Source organism: Haloferax marinum, assembly GCF_009674625.1.
Classification (GTDB): domain Archaea; phylum Halobacteriota; class Halobacteria; order Halobacteriales; family Haloferacaceae; genus Haloferax; species Haloferax marinum.
In genome coordinates this window covers 327,142-342,568 of sequence record NZ_WKJQ01000001.1, presented here as the reverse complement: position 1 = coordinate 342,568, position 15,427 = coordinate 327,142, and the positions used below count along the sequence as shown (strand labels likewise).

General features: G+C 61.9%; 17 protein-coding genes. 5 read left to right on the top strand and 12 right to left on the bottom strand.

What is annotated here, in order from left to right:
- Nucleotides 1-134 precede the first annotated feature (134 nt).
- Nucleotides 135-1,805, bottom strand: coding sequence for a globin-coupled sensor protein (locus GJR99_RS01715; RefSeq protein WP_151108952.1), 1,671 nt, complete (start codon nt 1,803-1,805; stop codon nt 135-137).
- A gap of 163 nt (nt 1,806-1,968) precedes the next feature.
- On the opposite strand from GJR99_RS01715, the gene GJR99_RS01710 reads away from it, so the two are divergent.
- The 3 genes from GJR99_RS01710 (at nt 1,969) to galK (ending at nt 4,485) form a co-directional block, all read left to right on the top strand.
- Complete coding sequence (locus GJR99_RS01710) at nt 1,969-2,604, top strand: rubrerythrin family protein (protein ID WP_151108951.1); 636 nt, start codon at nt 1,969-1,971, stop codon at nt 2,602-2,604.
- Nucleotides 2,605-2,688: 84 nt separating this feature from the next.
- Nucleotides 2,689-3,240 carry an MOSC domain-containing protein gene (locus GJR99_RS01705; protein WP_151108950.1) on the top strand — a complete coding sequence of 184 codons (552 nt, stop codon included), beginning with the start codon at nt 2,689-2,691 and terminating at the stop codon, nt 3,238-3,240.
- Between the two features lie 54 nt (nt 3,241-3,294).
- The gene (galK, locus tag GJR99_RS01700; protein WP_151108949.1) at nt 3,295-4,485 is read left to right on the top strand and encodes a galactokinase; all 1,191 of its coding nucleotides are present in this window, start codon (nt 3,295-3,297) and stop codon (nt 4,483-4,485) included.
- Nucleotides 4,486-4,518: 33 nt separating this feature from the next.
- Here the strand turns inward: galK and GJR99_RS01695 are convergent, their stop codons facing one another.
- The 4 genes from GJR99_RS01695 to GJR99_RS01680 all read right to left on the bottom strand — a co-directional run bounded on the left by GJR99_RS01695 (nt 4,519) and on the right by GJR99_RS01680 (nt 8,209).
- Nucleotides 4,519-5,478, bottom strand: coding sequence for an acetamidase/formamidase family protein (locus GJR99_RS01695; RefSeq protein WP_151108948.1), 960 nt, complete (start codon nt 5,476-5,478; stop codon nt 4,519-4,521).
- A gap of 208 nt (nt 5,479-5,686) precedes the next feature.
- The gene (locus GJR99_RS01690; protein ID WP_151108947.1) at nt 5,687-6,919 is read right to left on the bottom strand and encodes a mandelate racemase/muconate lactonizing enzyme family protein; all 1,233 of its coding nucleotides are present in this window, start codon (nt 6,917-6,919) and stop codon (nt 5,687-5,689) included.
- 93 nt (nt 6,920-7,012) lie between these two features.
- Nucleotides 7,013-7,459, bottom strand: a complete 447-nt coding sequence (locus tag GJR99_RS01685) for a luciferase domain-containing protein (protein WP_151108946.1) — start codon at nt 7,457-7,459, stop codon at nt 7,013-7,015.
- 84 nt (nt 7,460-7,543) lie between these two features.
- A complete protein-coding gene (locus GJR99_RS01680; protein WP_151108945.1) occupies nt 7,544-8,209 on the bottom strand; it encodes a TMEM175 family protein in 666 nt (221 codons plus the stop codon).
- Nucleotides 8,210-8,659: 450 nt separating this feature from the next.
- Between GJR99_RS01680 and GJR99_RS01675 the strand changes: the two genes are divergently transcribed.
- Nucleotides 8,660-9,184: a hypothetical protein gene (locus GJR99_RS01675; protein WP_151108944.1), complete on the top strand. Its 525-nt coding sequence runs from the start codon at nt 8,660-8,662 to the stop codon at nt 9,182-9,184.
- Nucleotides 9,185-9,202: 18 nt separating this feature from the next.
- Here the strand turns inward: GJR99_RS01675 and GJR99_RS01670 are convergent, their stop codons facing one another.
- Nucleotides 9,203-10,423, bottom strand: a complete 1,221-nt coding sequence (locus GJR99_RS01670) for an HAD family hydrolase (RefSeq protein ID WP_151108943.1) — start codon at nt 10,421-10,423, stop codon at nt 9,203-9,205.
- A gap of 118 nt (nt 10,424-10,541) precedes the next feature.
- On the opposite strand from GJR99_RS01670, the gene GJR99_RS01665 reads away from it, so the two are divergent.
- Entirely contained in the window at nt 10,542-10,982 is a 441-nt protein-coding gene (locus tag GJR99_RS01665; protein ID WP_151108942.1) for a DUF5799 family protein, read from the top strand.
- Nucleotides 10,983-11,063: 81 nt separating this feature from the next.
- Here GJR99_RS01665 and GJR99_RS17340 read toward each other — a convergent pair whose 3' ends face one another.
- From GJR99_RS17340 to ptfA, 6 genes are all read right to left on the bottom strand, one after another.
- Nucleotides 11,064-11,213, bottom strand: coding sequence for a DUF7557 family protein (locus GJR99_RS17340; RefSeq protein ID WP_191967052.1), 150 nt, complete (start codon nt 11,211-11,213; stop codon nt 11,064-11,066).
- Nucleotides 11,214-11,356: 143 nt separating this feature from the next.
- Complete coding sequence (gene fba, locus GJR99_RS01660; RefSeq protein WP_151108941.1) at nt 11,357-12,349, bottom strand: class II fructose-bisphosphate aldolase; 993 nt, start codon at nt 12,347-12,349, stop codon at nt 11,357-11,359.
- Between the two features lie 165 nt (nt 12,350-12,514).
- On the bottom strand, nt 12,515-12,985 hold the full coding sequence (ptfB, locus tag GJR99_RS01655) for a fructose PTS transporter subunit IIB (RefSeq protein WP_151108940.1): 471 nt from the start codon (nt 12,983-12,985) through the stop codon (nt 12,515-12,517).
- Complete coding sequence (ptsP, locus tag GJR99_RS01650) at nt 12,982-14,679, bottom strand: phosphoenolpyruvate--protein phosphotransferase (RefSeq protein ID WP_151108939.1); 1,698 nt, start codon at nt 14,677-14,679, stop codon at nt 12,982-12,984. Before ptsP ends, ptfB begins: the two co-directional genes overlap by 4 nt.
- A gap of 2 nt (nt 14,680-14,681) precedes the next feature.
- Nucleotides 14,682-14,951 carry a phosphocarrier protein HPr gene (gene ptsH1, locus GJR99_RS01645; RefSeq protein WP_151108938.1) on the bottom strand — a complete coding sequence of 90 codons (270 nt, stop codon included), beginning with the start codon at nt 14,949-14,951 and terminating at the stop codon, nt 14,682-14,684.
- The gene (gene ptfA / locus GJR99_RS01640) at nt 14,951-15,415 is read right to left on the bottom strand and encodes a fructose PTS transporter subunit IIA (RefSeq protein WP_151108937.1); all 465 of its coding nucleotides are present in this window, start codon (nt 15,413-15,415) and stop codon (nt 14,951-14,953) included. Before ptfA ends, ptsH1 begins: the two co-directional genes overlap by 1 nt.
- Nucleotides 15,416-15,427: the final 12 nt, after the last annotated feature.

The window sequence follows — 15,427 nt, the reverse complement described above, 5'->3', positions numbered from 1 at the left end:
TATTGAGGACGACAGTGAGTGTGGGGGGCAACGGTGAGTGTTGAGGACGACAGTGAGTGTGGGGGCAATGGTGAGTGTGGGGGGCAACAGTGAGTGTGGAGAGCCAACAGTGGTGAGTAGACCCGACCGCTGGGCTACTCCAGCGTCCCACCGTCGTTACTGAGTCGAGAGTGTGGGGGGCCGTCGAACGACTCGTCAGCACTGATGTCGAGAGGCGGTCTGTCGGCGCCGCCGGGGACGTCTGCGGGAGAAGACTCCGATGCGGTGTCGTCTGAACTGAGTCTGTGTGCCGCTTCTCGGATGGTGAGTACCTGCTCTGTCTGTGACCGGTTGGCGTCGGCTACCTCACCAATCTGCTCGGAAACCTCGTTGGCCAAGTCGTTCGCTCGGTCGACCATCTCGGCGATTTGTTCTGCACTCACTGCCTGGTCGTCTGTCGCTTTCGCGACTTCGCTCACACCCGCAGTCGTCTGTTCGACGGCCGCCGAGATGTCCGTCAGGCTTCGCATCACCTCTTCTCCACGGTCGATACCGTCGTGGAGGCGGTCGGTCGTCTGCGAGAGACTCTCGATAGTACCCTGCGCCTCTGTTTGGATGTTGTCGACGGTCTCTTCGACTTCTGTTGCGCGGGCCTGCGACTCTTCAGCGAGGTTCTTCACCTCGTTCGCGACGACGGCGAACCCGTCGCCTGCGTCGCCAGCACGGGCCGCCTCGATGGAGGCGTTGAGAGCCAACAGGTTCGTCTGTTCTGCGATGTCGTTGATGGCGTCGAGAACCTCGTCGATTTCCGTTATCTGGTCGTGGAGGCCCTGCACGTCCGCCGACGCCGTCTCTGCTGCTTGACTCACGTCCTGCATCACGTCGATGGCTTCGTCGGCCGCGTCCTCTCCTTCGGCCGCACGGTGGGCGGCGTCGGCACTCGTCCGTTCGACTTCCTCGGCCGTCGCTGCAACCTCTTCGACCGTCGCGCTCATGTTCGAGACTTCGTCCGCAACTGTCGCCATGTCGCTCGCTTGGAACTCCGCGATGTCCTCGATGTCGGTCGTTCGGTCGGTGACCTCCTCGGAGGTTTCCAACAGCGTTTCGATGGGCGCACTGACGTCTGCTTCGACCTCTGCGGCGAGTTCTTTCCGCCGTTCTGCAGCGGTCCGAACCTCCTCGCTGTAGGAGTCGATGTACGTCTCCATCGCCACTTGCTGGTCCAACGAGAGGAGTTTCAACACCGGGAGGAGCCGTTCGACGAGCGTGTCTACGGCCGCCTCGACTGCGTCGGTGTCGCCAGTGTCGTCCCCACCGACGAGTCCCGAGAGCAGCCCGCTATTCCCGCCTGTCGAACCGCAGAACTCGTCTTTTACCTCGCCGGCGATGGCCTCGGTCAGACCCTCGTAATAGACGGTGTACGCACCGAGGTAGTACTTCGGACCGAGGTCTATCATATCGTGTATCTTCCCGATTCGCGCACGATGTGCGAAGTACTCGGTGTCGTACTCACCACGACCAAGTTCACGCAGGTAGGCCGCCTGGTCTGTCTTCAGCATCTCGACGGTCTTCGTGGAACGGTCGAAGAACGATGCCGCGTCAGCGTGTGATTCGAGGTGTCGATAGAACTCCGCTGCGAACTCGTCGGCAACGTCGTCGAAGACCGACCCAGTCTCGCGAAGTCGACGTTCGTCTGCGGCCGAGAGTCGAACGAACGATTTTCGCTGTTCGATCTCTGCCTCGTCGATATCCAACCGCGAGAGAAGATGATTTCCGTCGACGCGTGCCCGCGCGTCGGCCGTCACTCGGTCAGGGACCTCGGTCATACCGAACGCTCTCTCGCACCCGTATTTCAACCCTCACCGCCGAGTATCACGACTGATACCTGTATTTTGTGGGGTGTTTTATTCACCACCGGACGGTGGGGTTCCGGAGGGAAGGGTTCTCACCGTGGTAACGTTCAGGAAGACGGCGCACGAACAGACGGCCATGAACGCTGAATCGTTTCGTGAGACTGTCGAGACGGCGAAACAGACACAGTTGAAACGTCTCGGCTCCTCGAAACTGCTCCTCGCGTTGACCGAAGCGGACCTCTCCAAATCGGCCGTCCTGCGGGCCGCCGCCTACTCCGAGCACGCGGCCTGTGAGACGTTTCGGGTGTGGGCCGCCGACGAGACGAACGGGCGTGCAAGCGCGGCGTTCGAGAAGACCGCACGGCAAGAAGACGAACACCTCCAGCGTGTCCTCGATGCCGCTGAAGAAGACATCGACCTTCCAGACGGAGCGGGACCGATGCACGCCTATCTGCGCGGCCGAGACGACACTATCGAACGTATCGCCGCAGGGATGGTCGGACGTGGACTCGTCTCGATTCGGACGCACACGCAGGTTATCGGGTTCTTCGTCAACGAGGCAGACAGAGCAAACGCAGACCTGTTCCGCGAGTTGAAAGCAGAGACCGTCGAGACGCTTTCGACAGGCCTCGAACTCCTCGACGAACTGTGCGAAGACGACGGCGATTGGGAACGCGCACGGATGGTCGCAGAGTACGTCGTGCAGGTCGCCTACGACGACTACGCAGATGGCCTCGCAGAACTCGGCGTCGACCCAAAACCACTCTGTTGAGTTCGGCCGTGGAACGACAGTCCGGTCACAGCGTCTCGGGCCACGGTCCCAACGTATTCGTTCTCTCCGGTGGAAGCCTCTGATATGACGACAGCGGGGGACGGTCGAGTTGCAGCGCTCTATACGGCCCCGTCGAAGGGAGAACCGATGGTCGCCCACGAGGAGGTGTCGCTCAGAGACGGCGGTATCGACGGCGACCGATACTACCGAGGCACCGGGTACTACTCGGCTACCGACGGGTGTCAGGTGACGCTCGTCGATGGCGACGTCTTGGACGCCGCCCGTCGCGAGTTCGGAATCGACCTCTCGGACGGCCGCCACCGACGAAACGTCGTCGTCCGCGGTATCGACCCGACGGACCTCCTCGACGCGACGTTCGAACTCGGGGGTGCGACGCTCCGCGGGACGAGACGCAGACCACCCTGTGCGTATCTCGGCCAACTCGTCGACGACGAGGCCGTCGTCGAAGCACTCCGCGAGCAACGCGGTGGAATCTGTGCGCAGGTCGTCGACCCAGGGACCGTTCGCATCGGAGACACCCTTCGAGTCACCGAAGCACACCCACGAGATATCGGGCGACAGATAGCCGCCCGACTCGGCGGGGAGAACACAGACGCAACTCACGGCACAGAATGACGGCGCACGACACAGACGCAACTCACAGCACAGAATGACGGTACTCGAAGCAGAATGACGGCAACCGGTCAGCACTCCGACGACGTAGTCGAACGCGCACGGTCGGGTCTCCGAGAGGCGTTCGGAGACGGTCCACACGAACACGTTGACCCGGTGGTCGCGCTCGCACCCGGACGAGTGAACCTCGTCGGTGGCCACACGGATTACAACGACGGCCTCTGTCTCCCGAAAGCCATCGACCGACACGTCGCAGTGGCCGCCGAACCACGTGAAGACGACCGAATTCGCGTCTACGCGACCGATTTCGACGAGACGGCGACGTTCGCGCCGGGAGACGGCCCAACCGGATGGGCGGCCTACGTCGCCGCCGTGGTCGGCGTCCTCCGAGAAGACCGAGCGATACCGGGTGCGAACCTCGCCATCGCGTCGAACGTCCCGTCTGGAGCAGGTCTCTCGTCGTCTGCGGCCATCGAACTCGCAGTAGGGAAGGCGATGGTCGAACTGTCCGGAACAGTGCTGTCCAAGACAGACCTCGCACTCGCGTGCTGGCGGGCCGAACGAGAGGGCGTCGGCGTCGAGTGCGGTATCCTCGACCAGTTCGCTGTCGGCCTCTGTAAACCCGACACGGCGCTGTTCTTAGACTGCCGGACACGAGCGTTCGAACACGTTCCCATCGCCGGCGACGTGGGGATTCTCGTCGTCGATACGGGCGTCTCGCACGAACTGGCCGACTCGGGGTACAACGACAGAGTCCGCGAGTGTGAGGCGGCCGTGACCGCCCTTCGGAGCGCGACGGAGACCGAGATTCGTTCCCTCCGCGACGTCGAGGAGGACGTGCTCGAAACCCACGCCGACGCACTCGACGACGTTCACTACAGACGAGCGAGACACGTCGTGACCGAGAACGAACGCGTCGTAAGTGGTCGTGACGCCCTCGTCGCTGGCGAGTTCGACCGCGTCGGAGCGGCGATGCTCGCCAGTCACGAGAGTCTTCGAGACGACTACGAGGTGAGTTGCGCAGAACTCGATGCGGCCGTCGAACTCGCGGCGGAAACGCCGGGGGTGTACGGTGCGCGAATGACTGGTGGCGGATTCGGCGGGAGCGTCGTCGCACTCGTCGCTGGTGACGCGCTCGAACGAGCAGAACAGTCTATCCGTGCCGAAGTCTCCGGCCAGGTTGGCCCGAACGCACAGGTCTTCGCCTGCCGGCCGAGCGAGGGCGTTCGAATCGTCACCCCAGAGTGAATCGTGGCTCTGCGTCTCGGCCGTCCACTCGCCTCACTCGGGGAAGATACTGTGCGGGAGGTACGCCGTGACCGTCCAGTTGGGCGCGTCCACGACTTCGCTTATCTTGAGGTCCACGGCGGCCGAACAGAGGATGTAGGCCTCGCCTGCAGTCAGACCGTGTTCGGTCTCGAGGTGCGAAATCATGTGCCGGATGGCCTTCTTGGTCGCTTCCATCAGGTCGTCCGCGATGCCGGTCGTGCCGTACATCGGTTCGTCCGACCCGGTCGGTGTGAACGGACCTCGCGTCTCGAATTCGGGTTGCTCGATGGACTTGTCCTTCAACACGTCGAACCGCGCGGTGACGAACATCGGTGATTCGATGCCCGTCACGCACACCTCGCCGTCACCCTGTGCCGCGTGGCAGTCGGCAGTCGAAAACAACGCGCCTTCGACTTCGATGGGGAGGTAGAGCGTCGAGCCTTTCGTGAGGTGCTTGATGTCGAAGTTGCCGCCGGTGTCACGCGGTGGAAGCGTGTTGTGTGCGCCGGGAGCGGCGGGGGCGACGCCGGCGATTCCGGGGAACATGTCCAGCGGAACCTCGATGCCGTCGACGAAGTGTGCCACCTCGTCGTCTAACTCCCAGATGTGGAGACCTGCTTCTTCGAACTCCTCCGGGAGGAGTCCGAGTCCCATCTCACCGGGCATATACCCGGTGTAGCCCCACCCTTTGTGTTCGAAGTCGAGGAACTCCACCGCGAGTACGTCTCCCGGTTCGGCACCCTCGATTGCCACGGGGCCTGTGAGCGGGTGGACTGGGTCGAAACTCGCGTTCGCGAGGTCTTCGGCGGTCGAATCCGGCGTAATCTGTCTGTCCAGGGCGTCACGACACTCGAATCGGACGACGTCGCCGGGTTGGACGGTCACGAGCGGGTCGAGACTGTTGTCCCACTTGTTGTGGATGTTCTCGTCGTCGTCGCTCAGTTCGTAGTCGACTGTGTAGTCTGCAGACATGCGCTAGCAATTAACGTGGCGAAATGACAAAAACTAGCTAGGCGGGTCGAAGTCGGCGAGGATGGTGGCTCAGAAGAACGTCGGTTCGGGGTGGCGAGTTCGCTTACGCTTCGTCGAACAACGCGGAACAAAGTTCCGCTGGCTTGCCGAAGCGTACGCTTCGGCAAACAACGCAGCACTCCGTGCTGCTGACTCGACTTCGCTTCGCTCAGTCGAAGAGGGTTTCTCCGTCGACCATGTGCTCCTCGACGGCGTCCATGTCGAGCGTCAGGCCGAGACCTGGCTTTTCTGGAATCTCGATGTAGCCGTCTTCGATGACGTCCTCTTCGACCAGGTCCTCCCACCAGCCGAGTTCGTAGGAGTGGTACTCGACTGCCAGCGAGTTCGGGATAGCCGCGCCGACGTGCGCGGAGGCCATCGTCGCGATGGGCGACGAGACGTTGTGCATGGCGACCGGGATGTAGTACTGGTTGGCCACGTCCGCAATCTTCCGGGTCTCGCGCATGCCACCGACCTTCGGCATGTCGGGTGCGACGATGTCGACGGCCTGGTTCTGGATGAGGCGACGAAGTTCGGTCACGCGGTAGCGGTTCTCACCGACCGTGATGGGGGTGAGCGTGGACTTCGTGACTTCCTCTTGGACTTCGAGGTTCTCCGGCGGGACGGGGTCTTCGAGCCACCAGACGTCGTAGTCCTCGATGGCGGCGGCGAGACGTTTCGCACTGCCACCCGAGAACGTCCAGTGGCAGTCGAAGGCGACGTCGGCGCGGTCTTTGACGCGCTCGGTGACTGCTTCGACGATTTCGGCCTTGTGGCGAATCTCACCGGGACGGAGGTGACGGTTCGCGCGGTCCTTCTCGAATCCAGACGGGACGTCGAGGTCGAACTTCAGGGCGTCGTAGCCGAGTTCTTCGACGACACGCTCTGCTTCGTCGGCGCAGGCCTGTGGGTCGGCCTCTTCTTCGGTGTGGCAGTCACAGTAGACGCGAACCTTGTCGCGGTACTTGCCGCCGAGCAACTGGTAGGCAGGAACGTCGAGAATCTTGCCCGCGAGGTCGTGAAGGGCAATCTCGATACCGGAGATGGCGGTGACGGTGACGCCCTCGACGGAGCCTTCGCCGGACATCTTCTGGACGAGGTGCTCGTAGAGACGGTCGATGTCGAGCGGGTTCTCGCCGATGACGAACGGCTTCATGCGCTCGATGAGTTCGGGGACGCCAGCGCCCCAATAGGCCTCACCGGTGCCGACGATGCCCGCGTCGGTGTAGATTCGGACGAGTGTCCACGGGAAGTTCCCGTCGACCATCGTCGTCTGCACGTCCGTAATCTCCACGTCTCGGCCGCCGCCGCGCTTGGCGGTCACGCCCATCGTCTCCGCGGAGAGCTCTCGCATCGTATACTCCGCGTTTGGGTCGTGAAGGTCCGCGTAGTTCTTTCCCATAATACGTTGTTTACTCAGACGTCAGTAAAGTTTTACCGAACTCGGCATGGTGCCATCACTCAGGGTACGGAGCCCGGCGAGGAACGTCTCGACTCAGACCGACGTCGGGGAGTCCATCGAGTCGGCGAACGTCGTCCGGACGAGCGTCTCGAGTTCCGCTGGGAGTTCGAGTTCGTCGAGTTCGCCTTCCGGGTCGAGCGACGGGTCGATTTCGATACCTCGTCGGCGGAGTGCAAGCGCCCGCCAGAGGTACGCGAGTCTGAGGAGTCGACGTGCGTTCACTTCGTCTTCCGCGTCTGTGACGCTAAACGAAACCCACGCAGAGTCCGGAAGGACGTGGTGCGGACTGGCGAGGCCGGCTTCGAGAAGGTTGTCACGGACGCCCTTGGTAATCGCCAAATCGAGGATGCCCACGTCGTGGACGTGTCCAATCTCCTTGTCGGCGACGAGGAATTCGGTCCCCCCAAAGCGGTGTGGCACAGTCTCGACGCCGGCCCACCCACTGACGTGTTCGACGATTCGGTCGATAGAAATAGTCATACGCTCTCTTAGTCTGCCAAGCGGATAAGCGAGACAGGTAGACGGGAGAGTTGGGGGCCGGGTAGACGGGAACACGAAGAACAGTTAGACGGGCGGACTGGGCGCAGGCGGGGCGTCCTCTTGTTCCGACTCGAACTTCGCCACCATCCGTGACTCCAGAATGGCGTTTATCGGGACCACGAGGAACCACGTGAAGATGGCGAGCGACGTGCTGAAAAACGCGACGAGAATCGAGAGGAGAAACACCAGCGGTGAGGAGAGCAGCCGGGCCGCCTGTAGGAGGACGATGTTCGACGTGAGTCCATCTTCGAGGATATCGGTACGCAACGCGTGGAACCACAGCAACGTGAGCGTCAACCCCGTGAGCGCCAAGACGCCTGCGTAGAACATGACGCCGAACTGCGTTGGGTAGGTGCTGAACAGATTCGTCCCGTACGGAACGAACGCCACTAGAAGTAAGAACAGGAGGTTGTACCCGATGACACGCTTGTCGTGCTCCTCGACGTGGATGAAGATGCGACGGTGGAGCACCCAGTAGTAGCCGATGACGAGGAAACTCAGCACGTACGAGAAGAACTCGTGTCGCTGCTCGAAGACCAACTCCACGAGCACGGAGGTGGGAGCCCCCGGTCGAATCTCTGGGACGGTTATCTCCAGAACCAGCAGCGTTATCGCGATCGCGATGACGCCGTCAGTCAGCGCCAGTAACCGGTCTGTCTCTTGTGACTCGCGCCGAATGGAACTCGCCATATGCAGTATAACATGGTATCACTAGACAATCACGTTTTGCTTCCTCGACGTCTCGTCGCCGAGAGTACTGTGGTGCCACCGTGGCCGAATGGCAAATTTACTGACAGATGGGTCACTTCGTTCACGTCCGAAAGACAGTCTGACTGCCGTGAAAGTTACTGTACGCCGGACTCTCAGATGTACCGAATATTCTCCGATTAACACTGGTTAGGCGCTCGATTTTCCGAATACAGTGAGACAGTCTCGAGATACTGTCAGTTAGCCGTCTTGACGGGGCGGGACTGTTTCGAGCGTGAAGATGGTGTACCGGTAGACGATTCGTAACGAAACCGACGGAAATCAAATATGAACCGTGAACATGTCCTGGATACATACGGTCGTGTCGTCGGCCAGCGCAGTCCACGTCGGTTCCAATCTATCAGGTGACGCGGAACTAGATGGAGCGGACCGATGAATCAGAAACAACTCGGCGCAGCACTCGTCGTCGCCGTCGTCGTCGCCTTCGCGTTTCTCTCAGGTGGAGTGAACGGCCCGAACCCAACAACACAGGACGAAGCCGATGCGACGCTCGACACCGGTGACGCCGATTCGACGGGTGACCTCGGCGACGCCGAGACTACCGAAAACGCGCCTGCAGTGGACGAGGCTGACGGGTCGGACGCGGATACCGACGCTTCGGACCCAGACGAGACTGACACAGACAGTCCGAGCGGAACGGTCGAAGCAGTCGACGAGAGTGATTCCTCCGCGACCGATTCGAGTTCCACTTCGAAGACGTCCAGTAAATCGTCGTCGAGCACATCGACCGACCGTTCGTCTTCTTCCGACGACTCGACGTCCTCGACTGCGTCGTCGTCTACGACGACCGAATCACCACCAACGACCGAGTCGTCGTCGACTGACGACTCTCAGGAATCGGACACTGACGACGACGGTTCGACCGGGAGTGGGTCCGGGAAGACGTGTACGGTGTGAGGCCACACTCACTCGAACTCAATCGACGAGGAGGTTGAGCGCGTAGACTGCCCGGAGTACCGACGCCGCGTCTCCACGGTCGAACACCAGGTCGTCGGTCTCACGGACGTGTTCGAGGACGCCGGGCGACGAGTGGTCCGGCGCAGCGGCGATTCCGCCGTCGTTCTCGGCGGCCCACTCCATCACGTCGAGGTCGGATTTCGAGTCACCCATCACCAAGACGAACGGGTCGTCGACTGCGAGAACGTCGAGAGCCGCCTCGACGCCTGCAGCCTTGTTCAAGTCCACCGCCGAGAGCTCTGCGGCGTCGGCGTGGTAGTACGCGACTGTGACGCGGTCTAACGTCTCGGCGACGTCTTCCGGAATCGTCGTCTCCGGGTCGGGACGTTCGTCTCTGTCGGCGAGCACCCCTTCGATTTCTGGGTCGGTTGCAGCGAAGTACGCGCGCGTCCAAACCGGTCCAGCAGGGTCGTCTGTGACTGCCGCACCGAGAAGGTCCAACAGGTAGACCAGCGAGTCGTCGATGACTGTCTCGGCGTCGTCGCTTCCGGTTTCGAAGTTGGGTTTGAGTGTGACGTTGAACTCGTTGCCTTGTAGGTGAACACACCCGCGGAGCCCGTCCGGCAGGTCACGAATCACACGGCTTCGAACCGACTCGAACACCGATTGCACCGAGTCGTCGAGTCGCTCGTAGAGGAGGCGTTTGGTGTTCGACCCGTGCCCCGGCGTGAACACGCCGGTCCCGGCCTCGTACACGATGCTCACGTCGCCGGAGTGGACGAGTTCGTTCCCGAGCCCCTGGATAGCGAACCCCTTGACGTTCTCGAGCGTCTGGCCCGTACAGATGACGATTGGAACGCCCGTCTCGTGGAACTCGGTGAGGAGGTGCAGCACCTCTCTGGGAATCTCGTTGTCTGTTCGGCCTGCAGACCGGAGGGTCTCGTCTACGTCGAGAACGAGGGCGTTGACGCTCCGCCCGTACTTCGTATACAGGTCGAGCGCAGTGAACGCCTGGTCTCTCGTCGCACGAGCAGCGAGTTCGGCGTATCGGTCACCGTTCGGAAACCCGCGTCGAATACGGCTCTTTCGCTCGGTCAGTTCGTCGTTGACCTCCTGCCAGTGTGACAGCGCGACTGCAGAGTCGAGCGGGGGCAAGAGGTCCACGAAGTCCTGGGCTTCTCTGACCGAATCAGCGTCGAAGTTCCCGTACAGTCGGTACAGGAGGTCGTACCGCTCCATGAGAGTTGGTCGTCACGCAACTGCATTAAATCAGTGTCAGACCGAGTCGCTTCTCGTCGGGGATTCCTCTCCGCGAAACCCCGCAACTCTGATACCAACTGGGAGACGACGTGTCCACATGGCACACTGGACCGACAGTATCGTCGGCGACCGGATGGCGGTAGACCGCGAGTTCAACGACCACGTGATGAACTCCCGCTTTTCGAGTCAAGAGTGGGGTCTCATCATGACGGCCACGGAGTTCGAAATCGAGAACGCCGACGACGCCGACTCGGCGCGTATCGTCGTGAACACCGAAAAGGTGCCGCAGATTATCCCCGAACTCGACAACATCCGAAAGCAGATGGGTGCGATGGGCGGCGGACAAGAGTCGTCGTCGGGCGGCGGCATCGTCGACTCTATCAAGGGCGCACTGGGCCTCGGCGACGACGGAAAACAAGGCCAACAGGAGAAACTCGAAGACGCAGAGCGACTCACACAGGCGTACGCGGACGCACTGCAGAAACACCTCGAAGAGAAAGGAAAGTGGGAACAGGTCAGAATCGCCTATCAGGAGTAACCGGTCGCGACAGAAACCCGACCCAGTGACGGCGTCACTTATCGACCGGGTTGCAGTAGCGTCTCAGTCCGCCGTATCGACTCAGTACTCGTCGCCAGCGTGGAACATCGTTCGTTCACTCGCCTGGTAGATGTTGATGAGTTCGTTGATGAGTTCGTCGTACTCTTCGTCTTCTTCGCGGAGGTTGTCGAGTCGCTCGATGGTGGAATCGTCGAGGTGTACTTGTGGCATACGTACATACACGCTGTCTGATACCATAAGCGACTGGGGAGAGTGGGGCCAAACGACCGCACTGAAAGAACGCAGAGAACACGGTTCGAAAGAGAACGAGCGGGTTGCGGCGGCCGGTTGCCACCGTTCGAGACGAGTGACGCTTACTTGAAGAGGGTCTGGCCGGCGCTCCCGGAGACTTCCGTCAGGCCAGCGTGAACGTCGGCGATACGCGCACGGATGTCACGTCCGACGACACGTGGGTCGAACACCGACTTGTTCGGCGACCACTCAGTTTCGTTGAAGAACGTGTCACGAGCGTCCTCGACGCCTTCCGGCGGGACGATTGCTTCGGGAGTCTCACGGTAGAGGTCGTAGGCGGTGCGCGTGTACTCGTACTGGTAGCGAGTGTCTTTGTTGACCTTACAGATGCCGTGTTTGAGCATCTCCTGGAGCTGGTCCGGTTGGACGCCGGACGACCCGTGGAGGACGAGTGGCGTGTCGAGTCCGTGGTCCTTGAGCGCCTGCCGGATGTCGTGGGCCAGGTCCGGACGGAGTTCGAGGTCCTTCCCTTTGGCGACGCCGTGTTGCGTGCCGACAGAGATTGCGAGCAGGTCTGCACCCGTCTTGTCGACGAACTCGACGGCCTGTTCGGGGTCGGTGTAGAACGCCTCTTCGGCCTCGATTTCGTCTTCGACACCCTTGATTTGGCCGAGTTCGGCCTCGATGAGGATATCCGACCCTGCGGCCTCGACCATCTCGACGACCTCACGACTCGTCGCGACGTTCTCGTCGAACGGTTCGTGAGAGGCGTCGATCATGATAGACGACGGGATGTCGAGTTCTATCTGCTTCTCGATGAACTCGAGGTCCGTCTGGTGGTCCATGTTGAGGAAGACACCGATGTCGTACCGCTCGGCGATGATGTCGATGTAGTTCCCCATCGCCTTCAGTCCCGCAACTGGGTCGCCGTCGCCAGCGAACTTACAGGCACCACCGCTGAGTTGTAACAGGAGGTCCGAGTCCATCCGGTCTGCACCCTCCATCAGACCCATCATCACGTTCGGTTCCGCGACGTTACTCGCGATGAGTCCGAATCCTTGGTCGAGCGCCTCGTCGTACACAGTGGCGAGTTCCTCCCCGCCGTAGAACGGCATTATTCGTTCACCTCGGTTTCGGCAACGAACGCGAGACTAATAATCTATGGGAAACGGGTTTCGATTTTGCACGTTCTCGTTCGTTCATTTTCGAGTTAATTTTCAGCGAGCGCGAGACGCGTCGCTCAGAACCGTGAGAAAGACGGGGAGACAAAGCGGCGAGAGTTAGGAGAACAGCTTCTTCAGGCGTGCGAACAGGCCCTTTTCGGGGTCGCCACCGCGGCGAACCGGTTCCTCAGATTCCGGTTCGGACCCGGCGTCGGCCGACTCGTCGGCGGCGGTGTCGGCGGCGCTCCCGTCGTCGCCGAACGAGACGGACCCGGTCTTCCCTGCTTCCGCGAGTTCGACCGCTTGCTCGATGATTGCTTCGGCGTTGTTGACGCCGTCTTTGACGGTGCCCTTGACGACGAGTTTCCCGTCGAACCGGTCGCGACTGACCGACGTGTCCGAGGTGATGATGACCGCGTCGGCTTCCGCGATAGCCCCAGACGACAGTTCGTCTTGGGTCCCCATCGCGCCTTGGACCTCGACGTCGATGTCGTGGCCGAGGCGCTCACCGGCCTGCAGGAGGTTCTCCGCCGCCATCTGGCTGTGTGCGATACCCGTCGGACAGGATGTGACTGCGACTAATTTCATTGGTCTGTGGTTAGGAGGTTAGTGACTTCATCTTTGGTGTCAGCCGCGAGAACCTTCGCGGCGAGCGCTTCTGCCTCCGCTGTGTCCGTCTCCGTGACGGCCTCTTTCACGTGCGGGACCGTGACTGCGCTCATGCTCAACTCGTCTAATCCGAGGCCGACGAGGAGTTCGGTGAGGTCCGGGTCGCCCGCCATTTCACCACACATGCCGACCCAGCAGTCGTGGCCTTCGGTGGCCGAGACGGTCGCGTCGATGGCGTGCAGGACCGCAGGTTGGTGATAGTCGCCAAGTTCAGAGACGCGTTCGTTGCCGCGTTCGGCGGCCATCACGTACTGCGCGAGGTCGTTCGTCCCGATACTGAAGAAGTCGACGTGCGGTGCGAATCGGTCGGCCATGAACGCCGCCGCGGGCGTCTCTATCATGATGCCGAACTCTGGCATCTCGTGGGCGAGACCCTCCTCGGCGAGGTCCGACGCGACGGATTCGAATCGCTCGCGTGCCTCGTGGAGTTCGTCCAGCGTCGTCACGAGCGGAAGCATCACCGAGAGGCGCGTCCCGTCGGTGCTTCCCGCTGCCCGTAACAGCGCGCGAATCTGCGTCTCGAAGAGCGACGCGTCCGGACCGAGCGACCGCCGAATCCCACGCTCACCGAGGAACGGGTTCTCCTCTTCGGGCAAGTCGAGGTAGGGAACCGGCTTGTCGCCGCCGATGTCGAGGGTTCGGACGACGACGCGGCCGTGTTCGAACGACTCCAGTGCTTCGACGTACGCCTCGAACTGTTCGTCTTCGTCTGGTGGGGATTCACGGTCTAAGAAGAGAAACTCACTTCGGAACAGGCCGATTCCGTCGCCCCCGCGGTCGACTGCGGGTCCGAGGTCGGCGAGCGTTCCGACGTTGGCCGCGACTTCGATGCCGACGCCGTCGGCCGTCTCCACGGGACCGCTCCGAACGTGAACCTCCGCCTCGGCAGCGGCGTCCGCTTTCGTGTCGTCGTCGGGGTCGACGACGAGGTCACCCGCGTCGCCGTCGACGACGACTTCTGTCCCGTCTTCTACTGACTCCAGTTCCTCGCCGACGCCGACGATGGCGGGCAGGGCGAGCGACCGGGCGAAGATGGCTGCGTGAGACGTTCTGCCGCCGGTTACGGTGACGAAGCCTGCGACGCGCTTCGGGTCGAGTTGCGCCGTGTCACTCGGCGTGAGACGCTCGGCGACGACGACGCTGCCTTTCGGGAGCGACGAGAGGTCGACGCGTTCGCCGTCCGAGAGGACGCGGACGAGTCGGTCACGGACGTCACGCAGGTCGTCTGCGCGTTCTCCCATGCGTCCGCCCATGCTCTCGAACTGCTCGACGAACCCAGTGAACGTCTCTTGGACGGCGTGTGCTGCCGGCAACCCACCTTCGATGGCGTCGGTGACGCCGTCGGTAATCTGTGGGTCGTTGAGGAACTGCACGTGCGCGTCGAACACGGCGGCCTCTTCTTCACCGACGCGTTCGGCGGTTCGTGCGCGTTCCGTCTGCAACTCGTCTTCGGCGACGCTCCGCGCCTCGTCGAAGCGTGCGAGTTCTGCGTCGGCATCGACGTCCTCGGGGGCGGGCGGTTCTGGAAGGTCGGCGTCCGGACGGTACCAGACGACCTTTCCGACCCCGGAGAGCGGTGTCACGCCGATACCAGTGAGGGTTCGTTCGGCCATGGTCAGTGTTCGGCTTCAGGCGTCGAAAGGATATCTTCGAGTGCGTCGAGGACTGCCTCTGCATCGTCGCCGTCGGCGACGAGGCGCACGTCTTCGCCGGCGGAGACGCCCAGTCCAGTCACGGCGAGCATACTCGCAGCGGGTGCCAGGTCGTCGGAGTCCGCGCGGCCGAGTTGCACGTCCGCGTCGTACTCGTTGGCCGTCTCGACGAACTTCGAGGCCGGTCGTGCGTGAAGGCCGTCTTCGGGGACGACGGTGACGATTCGCTCCATCAGGCCACCACCTCGCTGAGGATGTCCTGAACCGTCTCCTTGCTCTCTGCTTCGAGGAGGTTCTCCCGAACGTCTTCGTGCATGAGCGACCGAGAGAGTGCGCTCAGAATCTGGAGGTGGTCTTCGCCACCCTCGGCGGGGACGAGAATCATGAACAACAGGCGTGCCGGCTTGTCGTCCATGGCGTCGAAGTCGATTCCCTCGGTGGAACGAGCGAATGCGACAGTCGGCTTGGTGACTGCGTCCGTCTTCGCGTGCGGGATGCCGATGCCGAAGCCGACGCCGGTGGTCGCCTCTTCTTCTCGTTCGAGGAGTGCCTCGAGCGCCACCTCGCGGTCCTCGACACGCCCTGCGTCGACTGCCAGGTCGAGCAGGAATTCGATGGCTCCATCCTTGGTCGCCGGGGGCTCTTCGAGTGAAATCAGTTCGGCCGGTGTGATTGTGCTGATGTCTGTTACGTCCATGGTACTTCGTTC

Excerpts from the sequence above, each read along its gene's own strand:
- GJR99_RS01715 (WP_151108952.1), bottom strand. The coding sequence starts at position 1,805 with ATGACCGAGGTCCCTGACCGAGTGACGGCCGACGCGCGGGCACGCGTC.
- GJR99_RS01710 (WP_151108951.1), top strand. The coding sequence starts at position 1,969 with ATGAACGCTGAATCGTTTCGTGAGACTGTCGAGACGGCGAAACAGACA.
- GJR99_RS01705 (WP_151108950.1), top strand. The coding sequence starts at position 2,689 with ATGACGACAGCGGGGGACGGTCGAGTTGCAGCGCTCTATACGGCCCCG.
- galK (WP_151108949.1), top strand. The coding sequence starts at position 3,295 with ATGACGGCAACCGGTCAGCACTCCGACGACGTAGTCGAACGCGCACGG.
- GJR99_RS01695 (WP_151108948.1), bottom strand. The coding sequence starts at position 5,478 with ATGTCTGCAGACTACACAGTCGACTACGAACTGAGCGACGACGACGAG.
- GJR99_RS01690 (WP_151108947.1), bottom strand. The coding sequence starts at position 6,919 with ATGGGAAAGAACTACGCGGACCTTCACGACCCAAACGCGGAGTATACG.
- GJR99_RS01685 (WP_151108946.1), bottom strand. The coding sequence starts at position 7,459 with ATGACTATTTCTATCGACCGAATCGTCGAACACGTCAGTGGGTGGGCC.
- GJR99_RS01680 (WP_151108945.1), bottom strand. The coding sequence starts at position 8,209 with ATGGCGAGTTCCATTCGGCGCGAGTCACAAGAGACAGACCGGTTACTG.
- GJR99_RS01675 (WP_151108944.1), top strand. The coding sequence starts at position 8,660 with ATGAATCAGAAACAACTCGGCGCAGCACTCGTCGTCGCCGTCGTCGTC.
- GJR99_RS01670 (WP_151108943.1), bottom strand. The coding sequence starts at position 10,423 with ATGGAGCGGTACGACCTCCTGTACCGACTGTACGGGAACTTCGACGCT.
- GJR99_RS01665 (WP_151108942.1), top strand. The coding sequence starts at position 10,542 with ATGGCACACTGGACCGACAGTATCGTCGGCGACCGGATGGCGGTAGAC.
- GJR99_RS17340 (WP_191967052.1), bottom strand. The coding sequence starts at position 11,213 with ATGCCACAAGTACACCTCGACGATTCCACCATCGAGCGACTCGACAAC.
- fba (WP_151108941.1), bottom strand. The coding sequence starts at position 12,349 with ATGCCGTTCTACGGCGGGGAGGAACTCGCCACTGTGTACGACGAGGCG.
- ptfB (WP_151108940.1), bottom strand. The coding sequence starts at position 12,985 with ATGAAATTAGTCGCAGTCACATCCTGTCCGACGGGTATCGCACACAGC.
- ptsP (WP_151108939.1), bottom strand. The coding sequence starts at position 14,679 with ATGGCCGAACGAACCCTCACTGGTATCGGCGTGACACCGCTCTCCGGG.
- ptsH1 (WP_151108938.1), bottom strand. The coding sequence starts at position 14,951 with ATGGAGCGAATCGTCACCGTCGTCCCCGAAGACGGCCTTCACGCACGA.
- ptfA (WP_151108937.1), bottom strand. The coding sequence starts at position 15,415 with ATGGACGTAACAGACATCAGCACAATCACACCGGCCGAACTGATTTCA.